Source organism: Reichenbachiella faecimaris (assembly GCF_900176375.1).
GTDB lineage: Bacteria > Bacteroidota > Bacteroidia > Cytophagales > Cyclobacteriaceae > Reichenbachiella > Reichenbachiella faecimaris.
Genome location: NZ_FWYF01000002.1, coordinates 210,609 through 223,423 on the forward strand (window position 1 = coordinate 210,609; position 12,815 = coordinate 223,423).

The 12,815-nt window shown below is 40.5% G+C and carries 12 protein-coding genes; all 12 read left to right on the forward strand.

What is annotated here, in order from left to right:
- Positions 1 to 3: 3 nt before the first annotated feature.
- The 12 genes from rimM to B9A58_RS08765 all read left to right on the forward strand — a co-directional run bounded on the left by rimM (position 4) and on the right by B9A58_RS08765 (position 12,813).
- Positions 4 to 534: a ribosome maturation factor RimM gene (rimM, locus tag B9A58_RS08710; RefSeq protein WP_084372379.1), complete on the forward strand. Its 531-nt coding sequence runs from the start codon at positions 4 to 6 to the stop codon at positions 532 to 534.
- The gene (gene trmD, locus B9A58_RS08715) at positions 524 to 1,216 is read left to right on the forward strand and encodes a tRNA (guanosine(37)-N1)-methyltransferase TrmD (RefSeq protein WP_084372381.1); all 693 of its coding nucleotides are present in this window, start codon (positions 524 to 526) and stop codon (positions 1,214 to 1,216) included. Before rimM ends, trmD begins: the two co-directional genes overlap by 11 nt.
- 102 nt (positions 1,217 to 1,318) lie before the next feature.
- A complete protein-coding gene (rplS, locus tag B9A58_RS08720) occupies positions 1,319 to 1,672 on the forward strand; it encodes a 50S ribosomal protein L19 (protein ID WP_084372383.1) in 354 nt (117 codons plus the stop codon).
- A 103-nt stretch (positions 1,673 to 1,775) separates the two neighbouring features.
- On the forward strand, positions 1,776 to 2,546 hold the full coding sequence (gene dapF, locus B9A58_RS08725; protein WP_084372385.1) for a diaminopimelate epimerase: 771 nt from the start codon (positions 1,776 to 1,778) through the stop codon (positions 2,544 to 2,546).
- 185 nt (positions 2,547 to 2,731) lie between these two features.
- The gene (secA, locus tag B9A58_RS08730) at positions 2,732 to 6,079 is read left to right on the forward strand and encodes a preprotein translocase subunit SecA (protein ID WP_084372387.1); all 3,348 of its coding nucleotides are present in this window, start codon (positions 2,732 to 2,734) and stop codon (positions 6,077 to 6,079) included.
- A 51-nt stretch (positions 6,080 to 6,130) separates the two neighbouring features.
- A complete protein-coding gene (locus B9A58_RS08735) occupies positions 6,131 to 6,673 on the forward strand; it encodes an SPOR domain-containing protein (RefSeq protein WP_176214732.1) in 543 nt (180 codons plus the stop codon).
- Positions 6,674 to 6,769: 96 nt separating this feature from the next.
- Positions 6,770 to 7,306 carry an outer membrane beta-barrel protein gene (locus B9A58_RS08740; RefSeq protein WP_084372391.1) on the forward strand — a complete coding sequence of 179 codons (537 nt, stop codon included), beginning with the start codon at positions 6,770 to 6,772 and terminating at the stop codon, positions 7,304 to 7,306.
- Positions 7,307 to 7,363: 57 nt separating this feature from the next.
- On the forward strand, positions 7,364 to 9,316 hold the full coding sequence (locus tag B9A58_RS08745; protein ID WP_084372392.1) for a caspase family protein: 1,953 nt from the start codon (positions 7,364 to 7,366) through the stop codon (positions 9,314 to 9,316).
- 127 nt (positions 9,317 to 9,443) lie between these two features.
- Positions 9,444 to 10,634: a M20 metallopeptidase family protein gene (locus B9A58_RS08750; RefSeq protein WP_084372394.1), complete on the forward strand. Its 1,191-nt coding sequence runs from the start codon at positions 9,444 to 9,446 to the stop codon at positions 10,632 to 10,634.
- Positions 10,634 to 12,073: an SLC13 family permease gene (locus B9A58_RS08755; protein WP_084372396.1), complete on the forward strand. Its 1,440-nt coding sequence runs from the start codon at positions 10,634 to 10,636 to the stop codon at positions 12,071 to 12,073. The genes B9A58_RS08750 and B9A58_RS08755 overlap by 1 nt, the downstream gene beginning before the upstream one ends.
- A gap of 49 nt (positions 12,074 to 12,122) precedes the next feature.
- Positions 12,123 to 12,485: a phage holin family protein gene (locus tag B9A58_RS08760; RefSeq protein ID WP_084372398.1), complete on the forward strand. Its 363-nt coding sequence runs from the start codon at positions 12,123 to 12,125 to the stop codon at positions 12,483 to 12,485.
- The gene (locus B9A58_RS08765) at positions 12,472 to 12,813 is read left to right on the forward strand and encodes a hypothetical protein (protein WP_084372400.1); all 342 of its coding nucleotides are present in this window, start codon (positions 12,472 to 12,474) and stop codon (positions 12,811 to 12,813) included. The genes B9A58_RS08760 and B9A58_RS08765 overlap by 14 nt, the downstream gene beginning before the upstream one ends.
- Positions 12,814 to 12,815: the final 2 nt, after the last annotated feature.

Sequence of the window (12,815 nt, forward strand, 5' to 3'; positions counted from 1 at the left end):
ATTATGACGGTTGATGATTGCTACCAAATTGGTCATGTAATCAAGACCCACGGCTTAAAAGGTGAAGTTCAACTCTTTTTAGATGTTGACAATCCTTTAGCATATCAAGAAATGGAATCAATGCTCGTTCAACAGGACGATTCGTTGATTCCATTTTTTATTGAACATCTTCAAATTAGCGCTAGTAAGGCCATTGCTAAATTCGAGGAAGTTGATGATATAGAAGAAGCCAAGGTTCTTGTTGCTTCCCAACTCTATTTACCTTTGAGTGTATTGCCTGACCTGGAGGCTGGTGAGTATTATTTGCACCAATTGGTAGGTATGGATCTTTATGACAAAGATAATTATATAGGTAAGGTAAAAGAGCTTTTTGAAATAGGTCCGCAAGAACTTATTTCTGTTATACACCAGGAAAAAGAAGTGCTGATCCCCCTGAAAGATGAGATCATCAAAAAGGTAGATATCCAAAACAATAGGATTGACGCTGACATACCTGATGGCCTTATAGACATATATCTTGAAGATGAGAATTGATATCATCACATGTGTGCCTGCCATGTTTAGTGGCACAATAGATCAGAGCATACTAAAAAGAGCTGCCGATAAAGGCCTGGCCGAAATTCATGTTCACGATCTTAGAGATTTTGCGATCAACAAGCATAATCAAATCGACGATTATGCCTTTGGAGGTGGCGCTGGCATGGTGTTGATGATTGAGCCCATTGATAAGTGTATTACCAAACTCAAATCTGAGAGAGCATATGATGAGGTGATCTACATGAGCCCAGACGGAGAAACACTCTCACAAGGGGTTTCCAATGAATTGAGCCTTAAAAAAAACATCATCCTTCTTTGTGGTCATTATAAAGGTGTAGATGAGCGAGTTCGCGAACATCTCGCCACTCGTGAAATCAGTATTGGCGACTATGTGCTAACTGGTGGTGAGCTGGCAGCAGCAGTGGTGGCAGACTCTGTCATTCGATTATTGCCTGGCGTGATGAACGATGAAACTTCTGCTCTTACAGACTCTTTTCAGGATGATCTGATTGCACCACCTGTATATACCAGGCCCGCCGAATATAACAATTGGAAAGTGCCAGACGTGCTGACATCAGGACATCAAGCTAAAATAGAAGCCTGGAGATTTGAGCAACAAGTACAAAGAACCAAGGCCAAAAGGCCTGATTTGCTTAAAAACCCAGATTCCGAAGATTGATCAAAGGAATTAAAATTTTATTTTGAATCCCTTTGAACTATTTAATAAATAAATTTCTATATTTGCAGTCCGATTTTTGGAGGGGCATATAAAGCTAATAAAATGAGCGACTTAATTAAATTAATCGAAGACGAATACAAAGAAAAGAGAGCAGCAATGCCTTCTTTCAACCCAGGTGATACTGTGAATGTTCACGTAAAGATCAAAGAGGGTAATAAAGAAAGAATTCAGCAGTTTCAGGGAACTGTTTTACAAATCAAAAACCCTAGCTCTAATGGCGAAACCTTCACAGTAAGAAAAATCTCTAGCGGCATTGCTGTGGAGAGAATTTTCCCAATGCTTTCTCCTAACATCGAGAAAATCGAAGTCTTGAGAAAAGGGAAAGTAAGAAGAGCGAAACTATACTACTTAAGAGGTAGAAAAGGGAAAGCAGCTAGAATTAAAGAGAGACTTTAATCCTCGCTCACCAAAATATTTAAAAAGTCCCGATCTATCGGGACTTTTTTTGTTTCTAGTTTTGTGGACATATAAGTACTAAAGCGCGTATACGGATTGAACCATGAAAATTACGTTTTATAAATACCAGGGAACAGGCAATGACTTCGTAATGATTGATAACCGTGAAGGGATCTTTTCTCACGAAACCAGTTTAGTCTCAAAAATGTGCGATAGAAAATTCGGCATCGGAGCTGATGGGCTCATTCTGATAGAGCATCATGATAAGCTGGATTTTGAAATGGTGTATTTCAACGCAGACGGCAGCCAAAGTCTCTGTGGAAATGGTAGTAGATGCGCCGTAAGTTTTGCTAGATACTTAGGTATTATACAGGATCATGCCAATTTCCTGACTATAGATGGTGAATATGAAGCTGACATTAAAAATGGCTTAATTCATCTACATATGCGCGACCAGCAAAACCCAAAAAAGTTTGATTCTCATTATTTCTTGAATAATGGTTCCCCTCACCACATAGAGTTCGTCAACGATGTCGACAAAAAAGATGTTCGCAATTTAGGAGCGACTACTAGGTATTCCGACGCGTACAAACCAAATGGAACCAATGTCAATTTTGTGCAGGTAAAAGAAGACCACACCATATATGTTCGTACTTATGAACGAGGTGTAGAGGACGAAACTTTATCATGTGGCACAGGCATCACCGCCTCAGCATTGGCCGCAGCTGACAAAGGACTCAGAAGCCCAATTTTCATTGAGGCAAAGGGTGGAAAATTAGAGGTCAGATTTGAGCAAAACGTTGATAAGTCATTCTCAAACATCTGGCTGATTGGCCCAGCCGAACAAGTTTTTGTCGGCCAGTTTGACATATAAAAAACTAACGGTTCGTTTTTTGTTATTACCCTTCTCAGATTCACGTCTAGAACAAAAAAGAAATTAAATTTACCGATTCATTACATAGAGTCTATGAGATATTTACACCATACGCTGCATTTTGGAGTACTGGTGCTAGGCATAGACTCATTTATAAACAGACATTGCATAAAAAGTAAATATTCATGTTAAATATTATTACAAAAGGCATAGCCAAAGTATTTGGTACAAAGGCGGATAGAGATTTGAAAGAGCTTTTGCCTTACGTGGATTTGATCAATGGTGAATATCAGAAATTAGCCCAAATTTCAGACGATGAACTCAGAGGAAAATCTCAAGAGTTGAAAGAAGAAATAGCAGCACATCTACAATCCATAGATGACGAAATGGCTGCTTTGCATCAGCAAGTTGAAGACAATCCTGATCTTGATATTGTCGAAAAAGAAACAGTCTTTAATAAAATTGATGAACTCGAAAAGAAAAGAGACGAACAGCTCGAAGAAAAACTACTTGACATTCTCCCTAGAGCCTTTGCGATTGTAAAAGATACTGCACGTCGACTGACAGAAAACAAAAAGCTGACAGTTCAAGCCTCCATGATGGACAAGCAGCTTGCCGCAAGTAAACCACACATAGAAATTAATGGCGAAACTGCCACTTGGCACAACGAATGGAAAGCATTTGGCCAAGACGTAGTCTGGAATATGATCCACTACGATGTACAGTTGCTGGGTGGAGTTGTTCTTCATCAGGGCAAAATTGCAGAGATGGCAACAGGTGAAGGTAAGACGCTGGTAGCTACGTTACCAGCTTTCTTGAATGGCCTATCTGGTCGTGGCGTTCATGTGATTACTGTCAATGATTATCTTGCCAAAAGGGATGCCGAGTGGAATGCACCACTCTTTGAATTCCACGGTTTAAAAGTTGACTGTATTGACAAACATCAGGCGAGTTCTCCTCAAAGAAAAGCCGCCTATGAAAGCGACATTATCTACGGCACAAATAACGAATTTGGCTTTGATTATCTTAGAGACAACATGGCTCGTCATCCAGACGAGTTGATGCAAGGCAAGCATCACTTCGCCATGGTTGATGAGGTCGATTCTGTATTGATTGATGACGCCAGAACGCCATTGATCATTTCAGGCCCCATTCCTAGAGGTGATGAGCATGAATTCTATGAGCTCAAGCCAAGAATCAGTAAGCTAGTAGATGCACAGCGCAAGACTACTTCTCAGTTCTTGAATGAGGCTAAGAAATTAATCGCAGAAGGCAATGAAAACGATGGTGGACTCGCCCTTTTCAGAGCATTCAGGGGACTGCCTAAATACAAGCCATTGATTAAGTTTTTGAGCGAAACCGGCATTCGTCAGGTTCTTCAAAAAACCGAAAATATTTACTTGGCAGACAACCAAAAACTGATGCCAGAAGCAGATGAACCATTGTATTTCACTATTGATGAAAAGACGAATGGCATTGAGCTGACCGACAAGGGTATAGATTTGATTACTGGTGAGGGTGAAGATCAAAACTTCTTCATACTTCCCGACATTGGATTGGAGATCGCTCAGTTGGAGCAAGACTCTTCATTGAGTGAAAACGACATGCTTCACAAGAAAGAAGCATTAATCCGTGATTATTCTGTAAAAGGACAAAGAATCCACTCTGTCAATCAATTGCTCAAAGCCTACACGCTTTTCGAAAAAGACACAGAATACATAGTTGTTGAAGACAAGGTTAAAATTGTCGACGAACAAACGGGTCGTGTGATGGACGGCAGGAGGTATTCAGATGGCTTGCATCAAGCGATAGAAGCAAAGGAAAATGTGAAGGTTGAAGACGCTACTCAGACCTATGCTACGATCACTCTACAAAACTACTTCAGGATGTATCACAAGCTAGCAGGGATGACAGGTACTGCTGAAACTGAAGCAGGTGAATTCATGGAGATTTACAAGCTGGATGTTATCGTGATTCCTACCAATCGTCCAATCCAAAGAAAGGACATGGAAGACAAGGTCTACAAGACCATCCGCGAAAAATTCAATGCTGTAGCTGACGAAATTGTAGAATTGACCCATGCAGGAAGACCTGTTTTGGTAGGTACCACTTCCGTAGAAATATCCGAACTGATCAGTAGAATGCTGACCATGAAGAGCATCAAGCACCAGGTACTGAATGCCAAGCAACATGCAAAAGAAGCAGACGTAGTGGCAGAGGCAGGCAAGCCCGGAACCGTGACTATTGCCACCAACATGGCTGGCCGTGGTACAGACATTAAATTAACTCCTGAATCAAAAGCTGCTGGAGGCTTGGCCATTATTGGCACTGAACGACATGAATCTCGACGTGTAGACAGGCAATTGAGAGGAAGATCTGGTCGTCAAGGAGATGTAGGTTCTTCTCAGTTCTTCGTTTGTTTGGAAGACAACCTGATGAGGCTTTTCGGCTCGGACCGTATTGCTCGGATCATGGACAGATTGGGCCTTGAAGAAGGAGAAGTCATCCAGCATAGCATGATTACCAAGTCAATCGAAAGAGCGCAAACCAAGGTAGAGGAAAACAACTTTGCCACACGAAAAAACTTGCTTGAGTATGATGATGTAATGAACTCGCAGCGTGAAGTGATCTATTCAAGAAGAAAAAATGCATTGTATGGAGAAAGGCTAGATCTTGATATCTTAAACATGCTCTACGATACGGCTGATGATATTGCTATTAATGCCAAGTCCACTGGTGACTTTGATAGTCTGAAATTAAACTGCTTGGGTATCCTAGGCATGGATACTAAAATAGATCAGGAAAACTTCACCAGTCAAGGCCCTGAGCAATTGGGAGAAAAACTCTATCATGAGGCACTGAATGCATATCATACTAAAAACAAGATGGTGTCTGAACGGGCACTTCCTGTTTTGAAAAACATACAAACGACAAGAGGTGCAACTGTAAAAGAAATTCAGATCCCATTTAGTGATGGTAAAAAACAAATTGGTGTTGTAGCTGGATTAGAGAAATCTATTGAAACGGAAGGCCGAGAGATGATCAAGGCTATGGAGAAAATGATTGCCTTGGCAATTATTGATCAAAGCTGGAAAGAGCATTTGCGCGAAATGGATGATTTGAAACAGTCAGTAAGAATGGCTGTCCATGAGCAAAAAGACCCCTTATTGATCTATAAGTTTGAGGCCTTCGAAATGTTCAAGCAGTTCTTGGCAAGAGTGAATGAAGACACGATTTCCTTCTTGACCAAAGCGGAAATTGCGGTCCAAGAACCAGATCAAGTCCAGGAGGCTCGTCAACAAAGAGCAGCTCAAAACTATAGCGAATCAAAAGCAGACAGTGGGTCTACATTGGCGGCTAACAATAGAACAGCTCCAGTTGAAAAAACCGCCCCTATCAAATCAGAAAAAGTATATGGCAGAAACGACCGCGTGACTGCACAATATGCTGATGGCTCTTTGAAAGAAGATGTGAAATTCAAGAGTGTAGAGGCAGATGTGGCACAAGGAAAATGTGTAATTGTTGAAAGTTAAGAGTCGACTTTGTACCTTGAGTTATTCATGAGTTATTTTAAATTTCGTATTTTGAAAACCATATTATCAAAGTTAAGCTTCGTGTTTCCAATAGTTACTATTGTCACTCTTTTGCAATTTTGTGCCCCGACAGCATCTACTAGTACAAGTAGCTCTGTATATGAAGAGGATTTGTCCATACATAGACCGTCCTATACGATGGCAGAAGAAGCAACTGAAGAAGTAGAAGTGGCTACAACAACGAAAACTTACGCTTCCACAGCCGAATTTATAACTCCTACGAACCATATCAAGGCCGAATTAGACACTGTACTTTACAGAATCAAAAAGTCACGGGAAAATATCAAATACGTAGATGGCTATTCTATACAGCTTTACTCTGGCAACAATAGAGACAAAGCCAATCAGGTGAAGGTGAAAACTTACGAAGTGCTGGAAGATCAGCGTCCCAGAGTGAGTTATGACCAACCCAATTACAAAGTGCGTGTAGGCGAGTACTATTCGCGCCTGGAGGCTAATACTGATTTCGTAACCTTACGAAATCACTTTTCTAGAGCTGTTCTGGTACCAGTCAAGATTAAAATTGTGAATTAAATACCTAATTTCAGGTATTGTTTTATTGATTGTGCTTTTCTTCCTTTATCTTATATAGGACAAAAAAGATAATTTCCTTAATTCAAATCAAATACTATGTTCAAAAAAATACTTTTAGTGGGAATGTATTGCACCTGTGCGTTGGTGGCTACTGCCCAAGTCGAAAAGGGAGATAAAGTGCTGGGAGCTAATTTATCCATCACGTCTCAAACCGTTGGAGATTTCACTTTTACCCAGGCCTTTCTGGTAGCGTCAGGTGAAATATATGTTACAGATAATATTTCGGTTGGTGCTGGCCCGTTGCTATTTGCCAGTTTTAGTGACGCAGCTGATTCGGGCGGGGTTGGTCTCAATCTATTGGGCAACTATTCTTTTCTTACTGATGCTGGAGTTGTCATGCCTTATGTGGGTGCACAGTACACCTTTCTATCAACCATCGACAGTGAATCTGATGAGCCACCGAGCTTTGGGTCTCTTGGCGGAAATGTAGGCATGAAAATTTTCTTAACAGAAAGAACCAGTATTGATGCCAAACTAAGTTATACTGGATACATACATTCGTCACTTGACGAGGTACCAGACGGCGGAAATTTGGCCTTAAATATTGGTTTCAGTATCATTTTCCCAAATTAAGAGTTGAATCACCGAACGATTACTTTTTTGATTGCGATATTGCTGAGCCAGCTCTCAATGGCTCAGCAATACTCGTTATTGCCCTACAAACAATTTGAGACCTCATACGGTCAACCGATATCTACTATAGACCTCTCTCTGGATAGCGAACAAATCTTGCTCACAGACAAAAAGGGATTACTTCAGTTGTGGGATGTTCCCAATCTGGTAAAGCAAAAAGAGACCAAATCAAAAACGCCCTACCTACTCACCTCTTTTAGTAAAGCGTTCATTACGCTACTCAATAAAAAGGGGGAACTCTTAAAATTAGATCAAAATTTTGATCAAATATTCCAGAGCGAAACAGGGACTGTTCCAGTTCTTGCCACATTAGACCCAGATAAAAAAATAATGAGTACCCTTACCAAAGAAGGGTACATCGAACTGTTTGACCTATCGGTAAATATGAGCTACGCCAAAATGGATAGCCGGAATGATTCTAAAAACTCTTTGTTTATAGGATTTGACCGATTTGGACAATATATAGCACAAATCTCCAACTTGGGAGAAGTGAGAATCTGGAACCCTGCTACGCAAAATATCTTGAAACACTTGAAACTAGAGAGTGGAGAGTACCATGGTTCTAAATCAATAATACATAGCGCCACTACTAGCAAAGGAAGCAATTATTTCATCGTAGGACTGCAAGAAATTTTTATCCCCAAAGGAGGTATGCAATCGGGCAAACAACCTGAAAGGAGAAATATGCTGATTGTTTATGATTGGGATACAGGAAACGAAATCAAACGCATAAAAACCAATGATAGAGTAGATCAGATAGTAGCAGGTCCTGGTCCTGAAACCCTAATCTACATCAGTAATGACAAGAGTGAAATTAACTTGATCAACATCCAATCAGGCAGCCTGATGCATCGAGTCAGTACCACTTTTAAGCCAACGATACTGAAACTTTCGGATGATAATCAGTTGCTGGCCGCTGGCTCTGAAGATGGCCAGATTGCAATTTTCGAACTTCAAAGAAATGCAACCGCAGAAATCAAGATTTTGTCCCCACCTATAAGTCGGGGGTTGAATGGTTCACAAACAAGCAACAGAGAAATAAACCTAAAAGGAACCATTGAAAACATCAGAGGGCTCAAGGCCTTGACCATCAATGGAAGAGAAGCCTCTCTAAATAACTTCGGCGAATTCGAGACCAAAATCGCATTAGCACCTGGGAAAAATAAAATTCGAATTGAGGCGCTGGATCACGAGCAAAACAGAATAGTAAAAGACATTTTCCTCACTAGGAATATAGATCCCACACCTAATGCAAATAAATCTGAACACTCCAATCTAAAAAAGAAAAAAATAGCTCTGGTCATAGGAAACTCCGACTATGCTAATGTATCTCCTCTGGCCAATCCAGCCAAGGATGCAGAAGCCATGGAGCAGGCACTCTTGTCTTTAGGCTTTGAAGTTATCAAATTGATCAATGTCGGTTATGAAGAGATGAAAAATGCGGTTTTCAGATATGGCGACCTTATCCAAGATGTGGATGTTTCAATGTTTTACTACGCTGGTCATGGTCTTGAAGTGGATGGGGTGAATTATCTTGTACCAACAGATGCCAACATAAATTCCAGTCTAGACGTCAAATTGAAAACCATTCCGCTGACAGGGGTATTAAGAACCATAGATTATGCGAATGATGAAGGACTCAATATGATTATTCTAGATGCCTGTAGAAATAACCCATTCCCAACAGGTAAACGAGGAGGTGCAGGACTTGCTCGGGAAACAGCCACGAGTGGAACCATCATCGCCTATGCCACTGAGCCAGGAGCTACTGCTTCCGATGGCACGGGAGACAATGGACTCTACACTGGAGAGCTCGTTAAACAAATGCTAATTTTTCAAAGGATCGAAGACGTTTTTATCAATACAAGAAATAACGTAGAAATATTATCAAACGGAGAGCAAAAGCCTTGGGAGGAAGCCAGACTCAAGGGAGTGTTTTACCTTAATTAGCATTCACGCAAGATTCAATCTCGCAAAAGCAGTTAGTCATTTTTGTAAATTTTTAATAGTTTTTGTTAATAACAATAGACTCCAGGAAGGCTTTGCATAATTTTTTTAAATTACCAAAAATTCATTCATGGCGCTAATAGACAAAATAAAGACTCTTTCTGAAGCACTTCACAAAGAAACAATAGCCAATAGGCAGCACATACACGCCAACCCTGAGTTGTCCTTTCAAGAAACTGAGACTGCTAAATACGTAGTTGATCAACTCAAAAAATTTGGTGTAAAAACAAAAACTGGTATTGCAGGCAATGGCATTGAGGCTATCATTGAAGGCAAAAACCCGAAGAAAAAAGTTATTGCACTTCGCGCTGACATGGATGCCCTTCCTATCATAGAAGACAGCAGCAAACCCTACAAATCAAAAAATGAAGGAGTGATGCATGCCTGTGGACATGACGTACATACCTCGTCACTATTGACTACTGTCAATATTCTGAATCAGGTCAAGGGCGATTTTGAAGGTACCATTAAGTTTATTTTTCAGCCAGGAGAAGAACTTTTCCCTGGTGGTGCTTCACTTATGATCAAGGAAGGCATTCTAGAAAATCCAACGCCAAATGCCATCATAGGACAGCACGTGATGCCTTTAATACCCGTAGGCAAAGTAGGTTTCAGAAAAGGCATGTATATGGCTAGTGCAGATGAGTTGTACGTCACCGTGACTGGAAAGGGTGGACATGGCGCACTTCCTGAGCACAATGTTGATCCTATAGTGATTGCATCCCACATCATCATAGCACTACAGCAGGTAGTCAGTCGGATGGCAGCACCCAAAATCCCAAGTGTGCTTAGCTTTGGAAAAGTACAAGCCATGGGTGCAACCAATGTCATTCCAAACGAAGTGAAAATTGAAGGCACCTTCAGAACACTTGACGAAAAGTGGAGAAAAGAAGCGCACCTCAAGATGAAGAAAATGGCGGAAGGTATGGCGGAATCAATGGGTGGTTCTTGTGATTTTAATATTCAAGTAGGATATCCTTTTCTAAAGAACGAACCAGAGTTAACAGAAAGGGCCAAACAAGCTGCCATTGCTTATTTGGGTAAAGAAAATGTAGTTGATCTAGATATCTGGATGGCAGCAGAAGACTTTTCTTATTACTCTCAAGAAGTAGATGCCTGTTTTTACCGATTGGGTACTCGAAATGAAGAGAAAGGCATCGTGTCTGGTGTGCATACACCTACATTCGACATTGATGAAGATGCACTATCACATGGCCCGGGACTTATGGCATGGCTGGCCATCAATGAGTTGAACACCTAATGAGACTTGACAGAAAGCTTATTGGTAAAACATTAGGCCCTGCCTCATTTATCATACTGTTTTTCTTTTTGCCTTTAGATGGCCTGAGTGAAGAAGGAAGAGCTGTATTGGCCACTACAGCATGGGTTGGGATCTGGTGGATGACTGAAGCCATTCCGATCGAGGCAACAGCACTACTTCCAATGGTACTATTTCCTCTTACTGGAGCAGTTGACATGAGGTCAACTACTTTCCCCTACGCACATCCACTCATATTCCTCTTTCTTGGGGGATTTATGATTGCAATAGCCATAGAAAAGTGGAATCTGCACAAGCGAATTGCGCTAAACATTATTTCATTGTTAGGATCAAATCCCAGCCAATTGATTCTAGGCTTTATGATTGCCACTGGCTTCTTATCCATGTGGATTTCCAATACGGCTACTACACTGATGATGATACCCATAGGGCTTTCCGTGATTGCTAATTTGGATGAAAACAAGAATTTCGCTAAAGCCTTGCCACTAGCCATTGCCTATTCTGCTTCTATTGGTGGAATGGCAACTTTAATCGGAACACCTCCAAATATCGTATTTGCAGGTATTGTTAAAGACACCTTTGGCGTGGAAGTCAATTTCATGGAATGGATGATAATTGGCCTCCCTTTTTCCATACTAATGATCGGGATCACCTGGCTGGTGATCACCAAATATGCATTCAAAATTTCACCTGACATGAATTTGTCCAATGCTGGCATAAATGAAAGATTGGCAGAATTGGGAAAAATGAGCGCGGAAGAAAAACGAGTATTGGCGGTCTTTTCGTTTACTGCTATTTGTTGGATGTCAAGAACTTATCTCCTCAATCCCATCCTACCTGGGCTCAATGACACCACGATAGGGGTATTTGGAGGATTGTGTTTATTTCTTATCCCAAATACTGAAGGAGGAAAATTATTAAACTGGCAACTGATGAGCAAAGTACCTTGGGGCATCCTTGTCTTATATGGTGGTGGTTTGTCTATCGCCAACGCAGTGGCTAAAACAGATCTAGCAGCATGGATAGGGGCATTGCTCAACACTTGGGGAAATTTAGAATTAGTGCTACTCATTTCACTGATAGTTGCTGCTGTGAATTTCATGACAGAAATCACTTCCAATATCGCTACGGCAAGTATGGTTCTACCCATTTTGGCTGCACTGGCCATATCAATTGATACGCACCCATACTATTTAATGGTTGGAGCGATTCTAGCTGCTTCATGTGCCTTTATGCTCCCAGTTGCCACTGCACCCAATGCGATTGCTTTTAGTGCCGGTACCGTTAAAATGAAAGACATGATCAAGGTGGGCATTTTGCTCAATATTTTATCCATTCTATTAATCACTCTTATTGTTTATGTGATCATGCCCATCGTCTGGACATTAGACATATCTCTATTTTTATCTTCTCTCAAGTAATCCATCGTCTGATTGATATCCTTTATATTTATGCCCTAAATGATAGCAAGTGGATATTTTAAAGATCAGTAAACTAAAGGAAACTTTTACCGAATACATCAGAGTCAAGTTCGAACTATTTAAGCTTGACTTGACAGAACACCTTTCCAATGTTTTGGCTCAATTGATTGCCTATTTGGTCATTCTAGTGATTTCTGGCCTGATGATTACTTTTCTTAGCATAGCTTTGGCTCACTTTCTGAATGCTTATTTCGAGCATGAATCCATTGGTTATTTGATTGTTGCTGGTATCTATTTATTCTTTTTGCTCCTTGTTTTTTACTTCTTAAAGTCAGGGAAACTCAAAGCATTTTTCGAGACCAAATTGATGGAAAATATTTCCAATGAAAAGTCAAAGAATGAAGAAGAGTAGTCAGGTGATACCAACGAAAAGAGAACAATTATTATCCAAAGAGCGCCAGTTGGCTGCAGCATTAGAAAATGAAGCCACTGAAGTAGAATCTAAATTAGCAAGTACTTTAAAAACACTAGCAGTTATAAGTGCTGGGGTTTTGGCTGTCACTATTCTATTCAAAGTAGTAGCTCCAGAATCAACAGTCAAAACAGGTAAAAAGAAAAAAATTAAAGAAACCAATGGCAAACCTTCGCCATTAACTGCCTCAGTGATATCCATTGGTTTACAAAAACTAATACCTTTAGTCATAGAAAAATTCTTCTCGCTCAACAGCAAAAAAACCTAAAG

Coding starts and splice junctions, on each gene's coding strand:
- rimM (WP_084372379.1), top strand. CDS start 4: ATGACGGTTGATGATTGCTACCAAATTGGTCATGTAATCAAGACCCAC.
- trmD (WP_084372381.1), top strand. CDS start 524: ATGAGAATTGATATCATCACATGTGTGCCTGCCATGTTTAGTGGCACA.
- rplS (WP_084372383.1), top strand. CDS start 1,319: ATGAGCGACTTAATTAAATTAATCGAAGACGAATACAAAGAAAAGAGA.
- dapF (WP_084372385.1), top strand. CDS start 1,776: ATGAAAATTACGTTTTATAAATACCAGGGAACAGGCAATGACTTCGTA.
- secA (WP_084372387.1), top strand. CDS start 2,732: ATGTTAAATATTATTACAAAAGGCATAGCCAAAGTATTTGGTACAAAG.
- B9A58_RS08740 (WP_084372391.1), top strand. CDS start 6,770: ATGTTCAAAAAAATACTTTTAGTGGGAATGTATTGCACCTGTGCGTTG.
- B9A58_RS08745 (WP_084372392.1), top strand. CDS start 7,364: ATGGCTCAGCAATACTCGTTATTGCCCTACAAACAATTTGAGACCTCA.
- B9A58_RS08750 (WP_084372394.1), top strand. CDS start 9,444: ATGGCGCTAATAGACAAAATAAAGACTCTTTCTGAAGCACTTCACAAA.
- B9A58_RS08755 (WP_084372396.1), top strand. CDS start 10,634: ATGAGACTTGACAGAAAGCTTATTGGTAAAACATTAGGCCCTGCCTCA.
- B9A58_RS08765 (WP_084372400.1), top strand. CDS start 12,472: ATGAAGAAGAGTAGTCAGGTGATACCAACGAAAAGAGAACAATTATTA.